This window comes from Acidimicrobiales bacterium, assembly GCA_040219515.1.
Classification (GTDB): Bacteria; Actinomycetota; Acidimicrobiia; order Acidimicrobiales; family Aldehydirespiratoraceae; genus JAJRXC01.
In genome coordinates this window covers 40,611-56,210 of record JAVJSI010000004.1, presented here as the reverse complement: position 1 = coordinate 56,210, position 15,600 = coordinate 40,611, and the positions used below count along the sequence as shown (strand labels likewise).

The window sequence follows — 15,600 nt, the reverse complement described above, 5'->3', positions numbered from 1 at the left end:
GATGCTCCGCCACGTGCAGCACTGCAACGTCAACTGCCGCGACCTCGGGCGATCGGTCGACTTCTACCGCGACGAGCTCGGACTGCACCCGCTGGTACGGACCGCACCCGACCCCCAGGACGGCTCGGGGTTCGGCATCGACGGGCCCGCCCAGTGGGACGCGTGGATGATGTCCGACGGACGGGCGAACCCGGTGATCGACCTGCTGGAGTGGAAGGTCCCGGCGCCGGGGCGGCCACCCCACTCGTCGCCCGACGCTCTCGGCATGATCGCTCTACGCCTCGCCAGCCCGACCCTAAACGACACGACCGAGGTGATCGACCCCGATGGCACCCGGCTGGTCCTCGAGCCCGGCGACGCCGTCCGGTTCCTCGGGGTGGTCGTCAACGTGCGCGATGTCGACGCGAGCGATGCGTGGTACCGCCGGGTGCTCGGGCTCACCGGACCCACCGGTGAGTTGTCGGTGCCCGGCGACGACTTCGTCATCCGGCTCCGTCCCGGCGCGCCCGACCGTCCTGCCTACGCGAACGCCAACGACCTCGGCATCTTCCGCATGGCGTTCCTCGTCGACGACGCAACCGCTGCGGTGGCCGAAGCACGCCGGAACGAGGCGGAGTGCCCCGATCCGGTCCTGCTCGACATGGGCCCGACCATTCCCATCGCCGGCTTGTGGGCGGCCTTCTTCCGGGACCCGGACGGCACCTGCCTCGAGTTCATCGAGAGCCCCGCATCCGCCTGACCGGTCAGAGCTCGAGATCGACCACCACCGGATAGTGGTCGGACGCGTGCCCCGACTCGACGTCGATCCGCGCCGATCGCACCGTGAACTCCTCGGAGACGAGGACATGGTCGATCTGTCGTTGGGCGCCGAGATACCGGCCGAACCCGTTCGATGTGGGTCCCGTGTCGGCCGGCAACGCCGTCCGCAGACGGGCCCCCGCGAACGCGTCGTAGCCGGGGTCGTGCAACGTGCCGTTGAAGTCGCCCATCACGATCGTGGGCGCCTCGGTCAGTTCGTCGAGCCAGTCGACCAGCTGGCGCAGCGCGGCTTCGCGCCGGTCCGAGGAGTCGCTGTCGAGATGGACGTTGACCACCCGGACGACACCGCCGGCCTGCATTGTCAGGTCCGCCACGGTCGCGATCCGGGGGAACGCGGCACCGTCGACCACCGAACCGGCCACTTCCGGGGTCGGCCCGAACCAACGGGTCGATGCCGACGCCTCGGCGAACGCGGCGCGGCGATAGAGGATCGGCACCTGCTCGCCCCGGCCACCTCCGTGGCGACCGTCGCCTGCGCTCCCCCACTGCTCGTCGGGCAACACCGTGCGTTCGAGGTGGCGGCGCTGGAACCCGTAGGCCTCCTGCAGGCCCCAGATGTCGGCATCGATCCGGGCGATGACCGCACGAACCGCTCGCCGCCGCATCCACCAGAACGACGACAGGTCGATCGCCCGACCGTTGCGGATGTTGTAGGTGGCGACCCGCATCCTCATGCGCGGTGGGCGAGCGCGAGATCGGCCAGGTCGTCCACGATCGATGCCAGGTCGAAGTCGACCGGGGTGTAGATCCGCGCGACCCCGAGAGTCCGAAGGACGGCGTGGTCGGTGTCGGGGATGATGCCGCCCACCACGACCGGTGCGTCGACGGCGACGGCGCGCAGCCGGTCGAGTGTGTCGGCCACGAGCGAGAGATGACTGCCGGACAACACCGAGAGTCCGATGAGGTCGACGTCTTCGTCACGGGCGGCATGGGCGATCTGTTCCGGCGTCGAGCGAATGCCGTGGTAGATCACTTCCATCCCCGCGTCGCGGGCCGCGATGGCGAGCTGCTCGGCCCCGTTCGAGTGGCCGTCGAGCCCCGGCTTCGCGATGAGGATGCGGGGCGGTCCCGCGTCGAGTGCCTGCAGCCGAACGGCCACGGCCCGCAGCGACGACGACGCAGGACGGGGTCCGGCGCCGGACACCCCGGTCGGGCCGCGGTACTCGCCGAACTCGGCCCGCAGCACGTCGGCCCACTCGCCGGTGGTGCCACCGGCATGGGCCAGCGCGATCGAGGCGTCCATGACGTTCTCGCCACTGGCGGCTGCGGCGGCGAGGCGTTGACACGCGGCCTCGACCGCGTCGCCGTCACGGGCGGCGCGCCAGCCGGCCAGCGCGTCGACGAGTTCCTGCTCGATGGCCGGGTCGGCCGTGAGCACGCTCGCGCCACCGCCGAGCGGCGACGGTTCGGTCTCGACGAAGTCGTTGACGCCGACCACGGTGAGGTCGCCTCGTTCGATCCGGGCCCGCCGTGCCGCGTGCGATCGAACGAGCCGGGTCTTGAGTTCCTCGATCGAGGCGAACGCGCCGCCGAGCGACAGGATCTCCTCGAGCTCGGCATCGGCGCCCTCGATGATCTCGGCCGTCTTCGCCTCGATCACGCGCGACCCGGCGAAGATGTCGTCGTATTCCAGCAGGTCGGACTCGTGGGCGAGGATCTGCTGCATCCGCAATGACCACTGCTGATCCCACGGTCGGGGCAGACCCAACGCCTCGTTCCACGCCGGCAGTTGGATCGAGCGGGCCCGGGCGTCCTTCGACAGCGTGACGCCGAGCAGTTCGAGCCCGATGCGGTGCATGTTGTTCTCGGGTTGCTCGGCCGTCAGACCCAGCGAGTTGACCTGCACGCCGTAGCGGAAACGGCGAGCCTTGGGATCGGTGATGCCGTAGCGCTCAGCGGTGATGCGGTCCCACATCTCGGTGAAGGCCCGCATCTTGCAGGTCTCCTCCACGAAGCGGATGCCGCTGTTCACGAAGAACGAAACCGAACCCACGACCGCCGCGAACCGGTCGATGTCGACCTGCCCGGACGTCCGCACCGCGTCGAGGACGTCGATCGCCGTGGCGAGGGCGATGGCGACCTCCTGCACCGGCGTCGCTCCCGCTTCCTGGAGGTGATACGAGCAGATGTTGATCGGGTTCCACTTCGGCACGTGGGCCGCACAGAAGGCCATCGTGTCGACGGTCAACCGGCGCGACGGCTCCGGCGGGAAGATGTAGGTCCCCCGGCTGAGGTACTCCTTGACGATGTCGTTCTGGGTCGTGCCACGCAGCCGCGCGCGGGCGACACCCCGTGTCTCGGCATGGGCGACGTAGAGCGCCAGCAGCCACGCGGCCGGCGCATTGATCGTCATCGACGTGTTCATCGAGTCGACCGGGATCCCGTCGAGCAGCCTGGCCATGTCGCCGAGGTGCGCCACCGGCACCCCGACCTTTCCCACCTCGCCGCGGGCCAGCGGGTGATCGGGGTCGTAGCCGGTCTGGGTGGGGAGATCGAAGGCGATCGACAGCCCGGTCTGCCCCTTGGACAGATTGGTCCGGTAGAGCTCGTTGCTGGCGGCAGCCGAGGAGTGCCCCGAGTAGGTCCGCATGATCCACGGTCGGTCGGCCGGCGCTCGGTTCTGCGTCACGGCCGCCACCCTATTTCACCGCCCCTGTCCTGCATCCACCGACCTGCGCTGCGGCACCGACCTACGCTGCCGCGATGACACCCGAGCAACTCGGCGTCGACCCGAAACGCCTCCCGCGCATCGCCGACCTCACCCACCGCTATGTCGACGAGGGCAAGATGCCGTGCGCGCTCGTCGCGGTGATCCGGCACGGCGAGGAGGTGTACCGGGACGCCTACGGTCTGGCCGACGTCGAGCGAGGCACACCGGTGGCCGACGACACCGTGTTCCGACTGTTCTCGATGACGAAACCGATCACGTCGATCGGGTTGCTCCAACTCGTCGAACGGGGGCTCGTCCGGCTCGAGGACCCGGTGGCGTCCTACCTCCCCGAGTTCGCGAACACCGAGGTCTACGTCAGCGGTGACCTCGACGGCTACGAAACCCGTCCGCCGGATCGGCCCATGGAGATCGTCGATCTGCTCCGCCACACTTCGGGACTGAGCTATGCGTTCCTCGACGCCCACCCGGTCGACGCCATCTACTCCGCCGCCGGCATCGGCACGTTCGCCCGGGAGGAACGGTCCCTCGCGGACGTCACCCGCGCGCTGGCGAAGCTTCCGCTCGCCTACTCGCCGGGCGACCACTGGGGTTACTCGATGGCGACCGACGTGTGCGGCCGGGTGATCGAGGTCGTCGCCGACACGACGCTCGGTGAGTACCTGGCCGAGCAGGTGACCGGCCCGCTGGGCATGGACGAGACGGCGTTCTGGGCCCGACCGCATCAGCACGATCGGCTGGCCGCCAACTACTTCGCCACCTCCGACGAGAAGCTCTTCCTGATCGACGACCCCGCCACCTCATCGGTCCGCGAGGCGCCCGCTTTCGAGGGCGGGGGCGGCGGCATGGTCGGCACCCTCGACGACTACCTGCGCTTCTGCCAGTGCCTGCTCGACGGCGGCGAACTCGGCGGGGCTCGGGTGATCGGCCGCAAGACGCTGGACATCGCGACCCGCAACCACCTTCCCGGCGGGAAGACGGTGGCAGAGATGTGGCTGGCCGAGACCTTCGCCGAGGCGCAGATGACGGGGATGGGCTTCGGCCTCGGTTTCTCGGTTCTCACCGACGCCGTCGCCAATCGGCTGATCGCCAGCGAGGGCGAGTTCGCCTGGGGTGGCGCGGCCAGCACCGGTTTCTGGGTCGACCCCGCCGAGGATCTCGCCGTGGTGTTCATGACCCAGCAGATGCCCTCGAGCACCTATCCGCTGCGCCGGGAACTGCGCAACGTGGTCTACGCCGCGCTCACTTAGAGCCCGGCGGCGCGGGCGAAGGCCCGCATCTCGCGCTCGAGGTCGGGCCCGGCCGGCGTGTAGAGCACCTCGGTGGTACCGGCCGCGCCACTCGCCGCGATCCGTCCCGCGAAGTACGCGTCGTCGCCGACCCAACCCGACCACGGCGACTCGGTCGTGCCCTTGCCGTCGAGCAGCGGCCGGTCCCGGTCGTTCACGTGGCTGCAGTGCCACTCGTGGACCGAGAGGTGACGCTCGTCGGCGGGCCGATCGGCCACCACGCGGGCCAACCACTCCTCGCCCGACGGCAGCATCGGCACGATCTCCTCACCGCCGAGATGCCACGCCCCGTGATAGGCGAGCACCTCCCACGGGCCGGCCGCTTCGACGACACGGGCATCGGTCGCCGACTCGCCCTCGTCGAGGACGGTGCCGTTGAGCATCTCGACGTACCAGTCCCAGTCGCCGCCGTCGGGCGGCGCCACGTGCATGAGCCCATCGGCGATCTCGGCCGCGATGCCCTGCCCCTTCGGACCCATCGCCGACAGGAGAACCGGCACGTCGATCGGACGCGGTGCAGCCATGTCGGGGTGGTGGATCATCTGGCACTTCTCACCGGCGATCTCGACGACCTCACCGGCGAGCAGGCCCTTGAGCTGGCGGACATACGTCTCGGTGGTGGCCCATGACAGAGCCCCCTTGTTCATGACCAGCCGGGCGGTGAAGCCGGTGCCGATCGCAACCGCGAGCCTCCCCGGCGCCATGCGGGCCACCGTGGCGACCGCGGACGCCGTCGTCATCACGTGTCGGAGGTTGGGGACCAGCACCGCGGTGCCGAGCCCGATGCGGCTGGTGTGCTCGGCGATCAGCGCCAGGTGGATCCAGATGTCCTCGTAGATGGATGCCGAGTCGTAGAGCCACACCCGTTCGAAGCCGAGTTCCTCCGCGAGCACCGCCAGATCGGTCGCTCCCGGTCGCGGAGGAATGCCAATGGAGATCGACGGAGTAGCCATGCCGGCGGAGCGTAGTGGCCGTCGCTCGGCGGCCACGAACCGTCAACGACCTGCTCGGCGCGCCGCCCGGCGGACCCGGCGGGCTTCGGCCCGGTGCCACTTGTGGTGGCGGCTGCGGCAGGCCTTGCGGCAGAAACGGTGCGTGGCCGACCGCGCCTCGAAGAGCTCACCACAGCGCCAGTACTCGCACTCGCGAAGGCGCTCCGGGTCCGGTTCGTCGTCCTCGTCGAATTCGGGGGCGTCCACCGGTCAATCCTGGTGCAAGAGGCGTGCGGTGTCGCGTCTGACCTACATTTCTCGCGACGACGAGAACGAGGACTGACGATGGCCTGGGATTTTTCCACTGAACCCGAGTTTCAGGAGAAGCTCGACTGGGTCGACAAGTTCTGCCGGGAGGAGATCGAACCGCTCGACATGATCTTCCCGTATGCCGTGCGGTCGAAGGATCCGAAGATCAAGGCGCTCGTCAAGCCCCTCCAGGACCAGGTGAAGGAACAGGGACTCTGGGCGCTGTTCCTCGACGAGGAACTGGGCGGCCCCGGCCTCGGCCAGCTCAAGCTCGGCCTGCTCAACGAGATCCTCGGTCGCTACGGCTCGGCCCCGCAGATCTTCGGGTCGGCCGCGCCCGACACCGGCAACATGGAACTGCTCGCGGCCTACGGCACCGACGAGCAGAAGGAGCGCTGGCTGACGCCGATGCTGAACCAGGAGATGTGGTCGGCGTACTCCATGACCGAGCCCCAGGGCGGATCGGACCCCAACCTGTTCAGGACCCACGCCGTGCGCGACGGCGACGAGTGGGTCATCAACGGCGAGAAGTGGTTCACCAGCGCCGGCCGGGCCGCCGACATCCTGTTCGTCATGTGCACCAACGGCATGTTCGTGGTGCCCACCGACACGCCGGGTGTCGAGATCCAGCCCGAGCCCCGTACCCACAACCACATCATCTACAACGACGTGCGCATTCCCGCCGATCATCTCCTCGGGCCCGAGGACGGCGCGAAGGTGCTCGCCCAGCGTCGGCTCGGCGGCGGACGCATCCACCACGCCATGCGAACGATCTCCAACTGCAAGCTGGCCTTCGACATGATGTGCGAGCGGGCCCTGAGCCGGGAGTCGCACGGCAAGATCATCGGCGACCACCAGATGGTCCAGGAGAAGATCGCCGACTCCTACGCCCAGATCGCCATGTTGCGACTGTTCGTGCTCGAGACGGCCTGGAAGATCGACAACTCGAGCACCCAGGAGACCCGGACCGACATCGCGGCCGTGAAGTTCTCGATGGCCAAGGTGCTGCGCGAGGTGTCGTTCAACGCCCTGCACATCCTCGGATCCTTGGGCACCACCAACCTCACGCCGATCCAGGCGATGTACGCCGCGGCGCCGACGATGGGCATCGCCGACGGTGTCGACGAGGTGCACAAGGCCACCGTGGCCCGCAACGTGCTCAAGGGCTACGCCCCTCACGAGGGTTACTGGCCGACCGAGTACTACCCGGAGAAGCGACGGAAGGCCCGAGAGAAGTTCGAGCCACTTTTCGCCGCCGACCCGGAGCTGCGCGACTGGGCCGACGGGATGGCGAAGTACATGGCATCCCGCGGCCGCTGAAGACGTGAACATGGATCAGCGAACCTTCGGCGCCACCGGCGTCTCGGTCTCGAAGTACTGCCTCGGCGCCATGATGTTCGGTGCGATGGGGAACACCGACCACGACGAGTGCGTGGCGATGGTCCACACCGCGCTCGACGGCGGGATCAACTTCATCGACACCGCCGATGCCTACAGCATGGGCGAGAGCGAGGAGATCGTGGGCCGGGCGCTGAAGGGCCGCCGAGACGAGGTCGTGTTGGCGACCAAGGCCTTCATCCCGATGAGCAAGGACCCGAATCACCAGGGCGGGTCGCGGCGCTGGCTCGTCCGGGCGGTGGAGGACAGCCTGCGCCGGCTCGACACCGACCACATCGATCTCTTCCAGCTCCACCGACGCGACACGAGGCTCGACCTCGACGAGTCGCTCGGCACCCTCGACGACCTCGTGCGGCAGGGCAAGATCCTCTATGCCGGCATGTCGGCCACCCCGGCCGAGTGGATCGTCGAGGCCCGCCACATCAGCGACCGACGCGGCCACGTTCGCGTGCGCTCCGAGCAGTGCCTCTACAGCCTGTTCAACCGCGACGTCGAGCGGGCCGTGCTTCCCACCTGCGAGCGACTCGGCGTCGGCGTGATGACCTACTCCCCGCTCAACGGCGGCTGGTTGACCGGCAAGTACCGCCACGATGTCGACGTGCCCGACGATGCCCGGGCTGTTCGTATGGCACACAACGCGGCGCGCTGGGACCGCAGTCGAACGCAGACACGGGCGAAGCTCGACCTCGTGGAAGAGCTCCTCTCGATCGCCGAGGACGCGGGTCTCCCGCTCAGCCACATGGCCCATGCGTGGGTGGCCGAACACCCGGCCGTTTCCAGCGTGATCATCGGACCACGCACCCCCGCCCAACTCGACGACGCACTCGCCTCGGCGTCGGTCCGGCTCGACGAATCGGTTCTCGACGCCCTCGACGAGTTGTTGCCACCGGGTCTCGACATCGACGTCGTCGACACGAACCGGCCGGAGCCGCACATGGCGTCACATGCCCGCCGACGGCGGCGCTGATCCGAGGATCGAACCGGTCAGTGGACGGAACTGATCAGTAGCCGGAGATGTAGTTCGTGAGCTGACGCGTCTCGGTCTCGAGATTGCGGACCCGCGCGTTGACCACGTCGCCGATGCTCACGATGCCGACCAGGCGACCGTCCTCGGTCACCGGGACATGACGAAATCGACGTTCCGTCATCTCGGTCATCAGCTGCTCGATGGTCGCCTGCTGACTGCAGGTGACGACCTCGCGGGTCATCAGGTCGGCGGCGGTGCGATCCATGGTGTCGCCACCGTGGGTGGCGAGACCGCGCACCACATCGCGTTCGGAGATGATGCCGTCGACGGCGTTTCCGTCGGCCGACACCACCAGCGCACCGACGCCGTACTCGGCGAGAGCCGTGACGACCTCGGTGATCGACGCCCCTGGCGCGATCGTGGCAACCGCGTTGCCTTTCCGTTGCAGGACCTCGCTGATCAACACGTTCGCTCGTCTCCGATCTTCCCAGGGCTCATAGTGTGACACACGTCACGCAGCGCCGTCGCCCACCACCGTCGACCGGAACTTCTTCATCAACCATGGACCGGCCTGGACCGGCGGGTGGCGGGGCGCCTCGCCGGCCTCGACGCAGCCGGGCAGGGCCTCGATCGTCGCGTCCCAGTTGGCCATGTGGAAGAAGGCCATCGACTGCCTGGGCATCGTGCTCGGAACCACACGATGCACCGTCGACGGCCAGCGGCCGTTCGTCCACTGCGAGATCGAGTCGCCGAGGTTGACCACGAACATGTCGGGGTCGGGGGCGACGTCGAGCCACGTCCCGTCGACGGCGCGAATCTGAAGGCCCGGGACGTCGTCGGTCCGCAGGATCGTCAACGTGCCGTAGTCGGCATGGGCGCCCGCCCGCAGCGCACCGTCGGTCGCCTCGGCCGCCGGATAGTGAATGCCGCGCATCGAGCTGATGGGACGGTCGATCATTGCGTCGAAGTGATCGGGTGGGAGATCGAGCGCCTGTGCCATCAGCGACATGAGCGAGGCCGCCACGTCGGCCAGCGCCCGGTAGTAGGCCGTCCACGCCGGCCGGAGTCCGGGCAGCGCCGACGGCCAGAGGCTGGGCGAGCGGATCCACTCCTCATCAGTTGCCGACGCCGGCGCGGATCCGCAATCCGGACCGACCGACAGCGACTCCTTCATGTCGGGCCGGGAGGTCGCGTCATCGAGCGAGCGCGCGAGCGTCTCGTATCGATAGGGCGAGTAGCCGTAGGGGTATCCGGGTTCGGGGAACTCGATCTCGCGCTTCACGGGTTCGGGCAGTGCGAAGAATTCTGCGGTGGTGGCCCACGCCTCGGCGGCGACGTCGCGATCGATCACATTCACCGGCAGGCGGATGAAGCCGAGGCTCTCGCAGGCCCTCCGCATGGCTCGCACCTGATCGGGCATCGGCGCCGACAGGTCGACGACGCCCAGTTCCATCAGGCGACGGCCGCCTCGATCTCGGCCTTCACCTCGTCGGTGAGCCGGGGAATCACGTCGAGCGCACCGAAGTTCTGGACGACCTGCTCGACCTTCGAGGCACCGGTGATGACGGTCGACACGGCCGGGTTCTTCGTGCACCACGCCAGCGCCAACTGGGCCATCGAGCAGTCGAGCCGCTCGGCGATGGGTCGCAACCTCTCGACCCGCTCGATTCCCTCGGCCGCCGTGAGCCGGCCGGCGAGCCATTCGTAGCCCTCGAGGGCGGCGCGGGAGTCGTCGGGGATGCCGTCGCGGTACTTGCCGGTGAGCAGACCCGAGGCCAGTGGACTCCAGATCGTGTTGCCGTAGCCGTGGTCGTTCACCAGGCGGGCGTAGTTCTTCTCGACGTTCTTGCGTTCGAGCAGGTTGTACTGGCTCTGCTCGGTGACCGGCTTGTGCAGGTGGTGGCGCTCGGCGATCTCGATGGCCGCGATGATCTCGTCGGCCCGCCACTCGCTCGTGCCCCAGTAGTGGGCCTTGCCGGCCGAGATGATGTCGCTCATGGCCCACACCGTCTCCTCGATCGGCGTGTCGGGATCGGCCCGATGGCAGTACAGCACGTCGACGAAATCGGTCTGGAGCCGCTCGAGCGACGCGTCGATCGCCTGCATCAGGTACTTGCGGTTGAGCGTCATGCGCATGTTCGGCACATCGCCGTGGATGCCCATGAAGACCTTGGTGGTGAGCACGTAGGACCACCGGGGCCAACCCAGTTCCTGGAGCGCACGACCCATGATCGCCTCGCTCTCACCGCGGGCGTAGGCCTCGGCATTGTCGAAGAAGTTGCAGCCCGCCTCCCCGGCCGCAGCCATGCAGTCGATCGCCAGGGAGTCGTCGAGCTGGGTGTCGAACGTGACCCAGCTCCCGAAGGAGAGCACGCTCACCTTCAGCCCGGTGTGGCCGAGCCGTCGGTATTCCATCTGCGGGTTCACATTGGGTCGAGTCATGGCGCCGACCGTAGTCCGGCTGCTACGAATGGCGATCGCGAACGCGTCACCGACGCGACGACACTGGCGATGATCCTGGGGGCCGGACGTGACCGAACCGAAGCTGCTGAGCACGCTCGACATGGCCCGATTCGTGGCCGACGGCTATCTGCGCCTCGACGCCGTGGTCCCGGACGAGATCAACCAGGGCGTGATGGCCGAGCTCCGCGAGCGGTTGGGGAAGCCGTCGCACGAGCCGTCGCCGTTCCAACCCCGCTCGGGCACGCCGCTGCGCGACTGCTACCCGGCCGACAGCGCGATCCGTCGGGTCTACGAAGTACCCGAGATCGCGGGGGCGATCCTGTCGCTGGTCGGATCGAATCCCCTGTTCGACCACCACGCGATCCACTTCCTGCCCCGAGGCTCGGACTACATCCAGGACCTCCACTGCGATGCGGCGATCGACAGCGGCGATCCACCGTTCGACATCCAGCTCTTCTACTTCCCCCACGACGTTGCCGAGGGCGCAGGCGGCACCCGATTCGTGCCCGGCAGCCACATCCGCAACATCCACGAGAACAGCGTCGCCCGCTACCAGCACATCGCCGGCGAGCAGTACTTCACCGGCCCGGCCGGCACCGTCCTGATCTTCCATCAGGGTGTGTGGCACGCCGGCCAGCCCAACCCGTCCGACGACCACCGGTGGATGTTCAAACTGCGGCTCAACCCCACCGAGCCCCAGGTTCGTTTGTGGGACACCTCGGACTACGACGATGCCGTGAGTGGGTCGTGGGACCACATGTTCGCCACCACCGCCGAGGGCGACACCGTGGCCAACCATCTGCGCAAGATGCAGGCCTGGTCGTTCGACGGTGAGTACCGGCTCGAGACGATGGAACGGGTGCGCCTGTGGCGCTACCTCAGCGGCGACGAGCACTTCGACGTCGACTGGTACCGCACCCGCATCGAGGGTCGTTCGGCGCTGATCGACCGCGACGGAGTCGTCGGGTGACGACGCAACGTCAGCAGGTGCTGCAGCTCTACACGACGAACTCGTCGCTCGGCAGCCATGTGGTCGCCTGGGCGTTCCACGACGGCACCGACGGCAACGGGCCGGACATCCCCGACCGCGACGGCTCGCCGCCCTACGTCACCGGGCTGGATGCGCTACGCGACGGTTGGCGCCTGCTCCAGATGTCGCAACTGCTCCCGCCCCGGGAAGGCGAACAGCACAAGGTGTCGTATCTGCCGTTCGAGTTCCTGCTCGAGCGGATGATCGACGTCGACGAGGTGGTCGAGCCGAACGGCCCGAACACCCGTGGGGTTCACTGAAGAGGGCGACTCACTGAGGATCGCGGCTCAACGAAGCCGCGCGGCCAGGAGGACGATGCAGATCTCCTGGTCGTCGCGTAGGAAGAGATCGTGTGACTCGCCTCGGTTCTCCCCGACGGCCGGCGGCACCACGGCGGGGATCCACGGCTCGTCGCCATCCGACGGTCCGTCGCACGGCCCGTTCGGATCAGGGTCGGGCTCGACCACCACCGGGTTCGATCGCAGGGTGAGGGTGGGAGTCGACCGATCGGGAGCGGTCGTCGGCGCCGGCGGATGGGGGTTCTCGCTGACCGGCCCGACACTCGGCACCGGGGTTCGCGCCGGTTCCACCACGGCGGCGTCGCCACCGGCGAGCCCGAGGCACACGATTGCGACGAGACAGCCAGTGACGGACCGACGGCGGGCGACGAACGATCGAACCCTCCTGCTCATGGACAGATGGTGGCACGGGACGGGCTCGAATGTCTCGACATCGGCTGACGCGCCCGGCGTAGATTGATCCCCCGTGACCCCCCTCCCCGCACCATTGGCGATACGAGGAGGGACCGTTCTTCTGCCCGACAGTTCGCAGACGCAAGCCGACGTCGTCTGTGCAGGGACGGTGATCGATTCGATCAGTTCGATCGGTTCGCGGGCCGAGGCCGCCATCGAGATCGATGCCCACGACGCGCTGGTCCTCCCCGGTCTGGTCGACATCCACGGCGACGGGTTCGAGCGGACCCTCATGCCGCGACCGGGTGTGTTCGTCGACGTCGACGCGGCGCTGGCCGAGACCCGAGCGCAGCTGCTCGCCGCCGGCATCACCACCGGCTTCGTGTCGGTCACCGACGGCTGGGAGCCCGGTCTGCGCAGCCGCGAAACGCTCCGCCATCTCGTCGGCGCTCTCGGCGCGGCCGAGGCCGCCGACCGCTTCCCTGGCTCGCGTTGCACGTCCGTCACGAGCGGACCAACACCGAGGACCTCGATGAGCTCGTCGAGTGGATCGCCTGTGGTGCGGTGCAGATGCTGTCGTACAGCGACCACACGCCGGGCGGGATCGTCGGCGTGAGCGGACTCAGCGAGCTCCAGACCCAGCGTTCGGGCGTGGCTCGTGACGAACTCGAACGATGCCAGGCCACCGCCGTGGGGCGACGGGCCGACGGTGAGGCCCAGGAACCACGGCTGGCCGCCGCAGCGGCGGCTGCCGGTGTCGTCACCGCCAGCCACGACGCCTCGACCGCGGAGGACCCCCACCGCGACCTCGAACTCGGGGTTGCGGTCGCCGAGTTCCCGCTCTCGATCGACCTCGCCCACGGCTATCGCGAGCACGGCATCGCCATCCTGCTCGGCGCCCCGAACCTGGTGCGGGGCCGGTCGCACCTCGGCAACCTCTCCGTACGCGATGCCTGGGACGCGGGCGTGGCGGACCTGATCTGTTCCGACTACCACTACCAATCCCTGCTCAACGCACCGTTCGCCCTCCGTTCCCTCGGCGCTTCGCTCGGCGACGCGTGGCGCGCCGTCGTGGTCGGCGGCCGCCTCGCCGCCCTCACACCCTGAAGCCCGTGACATCCCCAGACGGTGACGCCGTGACGCGAGCCGAACTGATCCTCTACGCCACGCCCACCGGGCCGCTGGCCGACGCGCTCGACGAGCAGTTCCACCGCATCTCGGCGCTCGGCCCGACCACCGCCCAGACCTATCCACCCCACTGCACGCTCACCGGCTTCTTCCACCGCCGCGAGGCCGAGATCCCGAGGATCCTCGCCGAGGTCGACCGAGCAGTGCGCGAGAGCGGACCCATGCCGGCCGACGCGGTCGACATCATCGCCCTGCGCCGCAGCGCCGACTGGGTCGGCCTCGAGTTGTCGTCGCCCTGGCTCATCGAGGCGACGCAACGGTTCATCGGCTGTCACCGCATCGGCCCCGGCGACGACCCGCTGCGTCCGAAGGACTGGTTGCACCTGAGCATCGCCTACGGCACCGACGACATCGCCGCCGCGGCCGCCGCGACGGAACTGGACCTCACACTCCCGGTGCGGTGGGAGGTCGCACTCTGGCAGCGTCTGGCCGCCGGTGACTGGCGACGCCTCGCCAACCGCGATGATGGTGGGCATGGGTGACAACACCGCCGAAGATCGACTCTCACGGCTTCGCCGCCGCGAGCCCCCGCCGCTCGTGCCGGTGGAGGTCATCGCCCGCGACGAGGTGACGCCCCGGCTGCTGCGACTGACGCTCGAGGGTGACGGCATCCACGAGATGCACGCCGATCCGGCCGCGAGTGTCCGCCTGCTCGTGCCGTCGCCCGGCTCGACCGAGCTCGTGATGCCCACCTGGGACGGCAACGAGTTCCTGTTGCCCGGCGGCGAACGGCCTGCATTGCGCACCTTCACTCCCCTGGCGGCCGACCGACCCGACCGACTGGATCTGGGGATCGTTCGCCACGTTGGCGGCGTGGTGTCCGAGTGGGCCGAGCACGTCGCCGTGGGGGCACCGGCCGCGCTCTCCGGGCCCGGCCGGGGCTTCGAGTGGCCCGACGAAACCACCACGTTCCACCTTCTCGGCGACGAGACGGCAGTCCCCGCGATCGGCCAGCTCCTGACCGTCCTTCCCCGCGCCGCAGCGATCACCGTCCATGCCGAGGTCGAGGCCCAGCACGCGATTCGCCCGCTGCCCGACCACCCCGACGTCACTGTCGAGTGGTTGCTCCGTGACCCGACCGCCCCACCCGGTGCCCGTCTGGTCGCAGCAGCAACGGCCCTGCCCGAGATCGATCCGGCCACACACGTGTGGGCCGCCGGCGAGGCCGCGTCGATGCAGGCCATCCGTAAGCACCTGTTCGACGAACGCGAACTCGCCCGATTCCAGGCGACGATTCGCGGCTACTGGAAGCCCGAACGCGGACGCCGCTAGTCGGCGGTTTCCGCCGGCGCCACCCGGGCATCGGGTCCGTCGGCATCGCCGAGGGCGTCGGCCAGCCGGTCGACCATGCCGTCCTCGAGGTTGGCGTAGACCAGGTGCGAGCCGGCGAAGCGCCCGGCCTCGGCCAACAGCGCGTCTTCCTTGAGATCGGTGACGAGCATCGCCACCGTGGCCGAGCCCGGCACGACCGCCTCGCGGAACCACTCGACCCACTCGTCGGAGATGCCGACGTCGATGACCTTCGCGGCGAGCGCGCCCGCCCCCGCACCGGCGGCGATGCCGGCCGCCCAACCCACGGGGCCACCGAGGATCACGCCGACGAGACCGGCCCACACGGCGCCCGAGAACGCAGCCCGGCCGCCCTGGAGATCGGTGGTCTCGACGACTCGGGTGTTGCCGTCGTCGTCCTTGACGATCAGCACCCGGTCGTCGAGCACGAGGTCGCCGCGAGACGCCATGCCTGCTGCCGCACTCATGAACTCCTGCGCTCGGAAGACATCCTCGAACGAGATGCCCACCAGGGTCTGTTGTGTCGTCTCGTCGTCGCTCATGGGTCGCAGGATA

The 15,600-nt window shown here is 68.8% G+C and carries 18 protein-coding genes; 9 read left to right on the top strand and 9 right to left on the bottom strand.

Going from position 1 to position 15,600, the window contains the following annotated elements:
- The first annotated feature begins 1 nt into the window (after position 1).
- On the top strand, positions 2 to 739 hold the full coding sequence (locus RIB98_01335) for a VOC family protein (protein ID MEQ8839596.1): 738 nt from the start codon (positions 2 to 4) through the stop codon (positions 737 to 739).
- A gap of 4 nt (positions 740 to 743) precedes the next feature.
- Here RIB98_01335 and RIB98_01330 read toward each other — a convergent pair whose 3' ends face one another.
- Entirely contained in the window at positions 744 to 1,493 is a 750-nt protein-coding gene (locus tag RIB98_01330) for an endonuclease/exonuclease/phosphatase family protein (protein MEQ8839595.1), read from the bottom strand.
- Positions 1,490 to 3,448: a methylmalonyl-CoA mutase family protein gene (locus RIB98_01325; GenBank protein MEQ8839594.1), complete on the bottom strand. Its 1,959-nt coding sequence runs from the start codon at positions 3,446 to 3,448 to the stop codon at positions 1,490 to 1,492. Before RIB98_01325 ends, RIB98_01330 begins: the two co-directional genes overlap by 4 nt.
- A 74-nt stretch (positions 3,449 to 3,522) precedes the next feature.
- On the opposite strand from RIB98_01325, the gene RIB98_01320 reads away from it, so the two are divergent.
- Positions 3,523 to 4,737 (top strand): serine hydrolase domain-containing protein, encoded by a 1,215-nt coding sequence (locus RIB98_01320; protein ID MEQ8839593.1) that lies wholly within the window; start codon positions 3,523 to 3,525, stop codon positions 4,735 to 4,737.
- On the opposite strand, the gene RIB98_01315 is transcribed toward RIB98_01320, so the two are convergent.
- Positions 4,734 to 5,729 carry an LLM class flavin-dependent oxidoreductase gene (locus RIB98_01315; GenBank protein MEQ8839592.1) on the bottom strand — a complete coding sequence of 332 codons (996 nt, stop codon included), beginning with the start codon at positions 5,727 to 5,729 and terminating at the stop codon, positions 4,734 to 4,736. The genes RIB98_01320 and RIB98_01315 overlap by 4 nt on opposite strands.
- 42 nt (positions 5,730 to 5,771) lie before the next feature.
- A complete protein-coding gene (locus RIB98_01310; protein MEQ8839591.1) occupies positions 5,772 to 5,975 on the bottom strand; it encodes a hypothetical protein in 204 nt (67 codons plus the stop codon).
- A gap of 78 nt (positions 5,976 to 6,053) precedes the next feature.
- Here RIB98_01310 and RIB98_01305 point away from each other — a divergent pair, with 78 nt between their 5' ends.
- A complete protein-coding gene (locus RIB98_01305; GenBank protein ID MEQ8839590.1) occupies positions 6,054 to 7,337 on the top strand; it encodes an acyl-CoA dehydrogenase family protein in 1,284 nt (427 codons plus the stop codon).
- 10 nt (positions 7,338 to 7,347) lie between these two features.
- Positions 7,348 to 8,382: an aldo/keto reductase gene (locus RIB98_01300; protein ID MEQ8839589.1), complete on the top strand. Its 1,035-nt coding sequence runs from the start codon at positions 7,348 to 7,350 to the stop codon at positions 8,380 to 8,382.
- Positions 8,383 to 8,416: 34 nt separating this feature from the next.
- On the opposite strand, the gene RIB98_01295 is transcribed toward RIB98_01300, so the two are convergent.
- From RIB98_01295 to RIB98_01285, 3 genes are read right to left on the bottom strand one after another with little or no spacing between them, the layout of a single operon-like run.
- Complete coding sequence (locus RIB98_01295) at positions 8,417 to 8,848, bottom strand: CBS domain-containing protein (GenBank protein MEQ8839588.1); 432 nt, start codon at positions 8,846 to 8,848, stop codon at positions 8,417 to 8,419.
- A 45-nt stretch (positions 8,849 to 8,893) separates the two neighbouring features.
- Positions 8,894 to 9,835, bottom strand: coding sequence for a 2OG-Fe(II) oxygenase family protein (locus tag RIB98_01290; GenBank protein MEQ8839587.1), 942 nt, complete (start codon positions 9,833 to 9,835; stop codon positions 8,894 to 8,896).
- The gene (locus tag RIB98_01285) at positions 9,835 to 10,824 is read right to left on the bottom strand and encodes an aldo/keto reductase (protein MEQ8839586.1); all 990 of its coding nucleotides are present in this window, start codon (positions 10,822 to 10,824) and stop codon (positions 9,835 to 9,837) included. The genes RIB98_01290 and RIB98_01285 overlap by 1 nt, the downstream gene beginning before the upstream one ends.
- An 88-nt stretch (positions 10,825 to 10,912) precedes the next feature.
- Between RIB98_01285 and RIB98_01280 the strand changes: the two genes are divergently transcribed.
- Positions 10,913 to 11,815: a phytanoyl-CoA dioxygenase family protein gene (locus RIB98_01280; protein MEQ8839585.1), complete on the top strand. Its 903-nt coding sequence runs from the start codon at positions 10,913 to 10,915 to the stop codon at positions 11,813 to 11,815.
- Positions 11,812 to 12,135 carry a hypothetical protein gene (locus RIB98_01275; protein ID MEQ8839584.1) on the top strand — a complete coding sequence of 108 codons (324 nt, stop codon included), beginning with the start codon at positions 11,812 to 11,814 and terminating at the stop codon, positions 12,133 to 12,135. The genes RIB98_01280 and RIB98_01275 overlap by 4 nt, the downstream gene beginning before the upstream one ends.
- A 27-nt stretch (positions 12,136 to 12,162) precedes the next feature.
- Here RIB98_01275 and RIB98_01270 read toward each other — a convergent pair whose 3' ends face one another.
- Positions 12,163 to 12,567 carry a hypothetical protein gene (locus tag RIB98_01270; GenBank protein ID MEQ8839583.1) on the bottom strand — a complete coding sequence of 135 codons (405 nt, stop codon included), beginning with the start codon at positions 12,565 to 12,567 and terminating at the stop codon, positions 12,163 to 12,165.
- A 492-nt stretch (positions 12,568 to 13,059) separates the two neighbouring features.
- Between RIB98_01270 and RIB98_01265 the strand changes: the two genes are divergently transcribed.
- Genes RIB98_01265 through RIB98_01255 form a run of 3 tightly spaced genes read left to right on the top strand, consistent with a single transcriptional unit; the run spans position 13,060 to position 15,027 of the window.
- Positions 13,060 to 13,674, top strand: a complete 615-nt coding sequence (locus tag RIB98_01265) for a hypothetical protein (GenBank protein ID MEQ8839582.1) — start codon at positions 13,060 to 13,062, stop codon at positions 13,672 to 13,674.
- Positions 13,675 to 13,679: 5 nt separating this feature from the next.
- Positions 13,680 to 14,237 (top strand): hypothetical protein, encoded by a 558-nt coding sequence (locus RIB98_01260; GenBank protein ID MEQ8839581.1) that lies wholly within the window; start codon positions 13,680 to 13,682, stop codon positions 14,235 to 14,237.
- Positions 14,230 to 15,027: a siderophore-interacting protein gene (locus RIB98_01255; protein MEQ8839580.1), complete on the top strand. Its 798-nt coding sequence runs from the start codon at positions 14,230 to 14,232 to the stop codon at positions 15,025 to 15,027. The genes RIB98_01260 and RIB98_01255 overlap by 8 nt, the downstream gene beginning before the upstream one ends.
- Here the strand turns inward: RIB98_01255 and RIB98_01250 are convergent.
- Positions 15,024 to 15,587: a DUF1269 domain-containing protein gene (locus RIB98_01250; protein MEQ8839579.1), complete on the bottom strand. Its 564-nt coding sequence runs from the start codon at positions 15,585 to 15,587 to the stop codon at positions 15,024 to 15,026. The two genes, RIB98_01255 and RIB98_01250, sit on opposite strands and share 4 nt — an antisense overlap.
- Positions 15,588 to 15,600: the final 13 nt, after the last annotated feature.

Coding starts and splice junctions, on each gene's coding strand:
- RIB98_01285 (MEQ8839586.1), bottom strand. CDS start 10,824: ATGACTCGACCCAATGTGAACCCGCAGATGGAATACCGACGGCTCGGC.
- RIB98_01270 (MEQ8839583.1), bottom strand. CDS start 12,567: ATGAGCAGGAGGGTTCGATCGTTCGTCGCCCGCCGTCGGTCCGTCACT.
- RIB98_01315 (MEQ8839592.1), bottom strand. CDS start 5,729: ATGGCTACTCCGTCGATCTCCATTGGCATTCCTCCGCGACCGGGAGCG.
- RIB98_01320 (MEQ8839593.1), top strand. CDS start 3,523: ATGACACCCGAGCAACTCGGCGTCGACCCGAAACGCCTCCCGCGCATC.
- RIB98_01290 (MEQ8839587.1), bottom strand. CDS start 9,835: ATGGAACTGGGCGTCGTCGACCTGTCGGCGCCGATGCCCGATCAGGTG.
- RIB98_01300 (MEQ8839589.1), top strand. CDS start 7,348: ATGGATCAGCGAACCTTCGGCGCCACCGGCGTCTCGGTCTCGAAGTAC.
- RIB98_01335 (MEQ8839596.1), top strand. CDS start 2: ATGCTCCGCCACGTGCAGCACTGCAACGTCAACTGCCGCGACCTCGGG.
- RIB98_01255 (MEQ8839580.1), top strand. CDS start 14,230: ATGGGTGACAACACCGCCGAAGATCGACTCTCACGGCTTCGCCGCCGC.
- RIB98_01250 (MEQ8839579.1), bottom strand. CDS start 15,587: ATGAGCGACGACGAGACGACACAACAGACCCTGGTGGGCATCTCGTTC.
- RIB98_01305 (MEQ8839590.1), top strand. CDS start 6,054: ATGGCCTGGGATTTTTCCACTGAACCCGAGTTTCAGGAGAAGCTCGAC.
- RIB98_01330 (MEQ8839595.1), bottom strand. CDS start 1,493: ATGAGGATGCGGGTCGCCACCTACAACATCCGCAACGGTCGGGCGATC.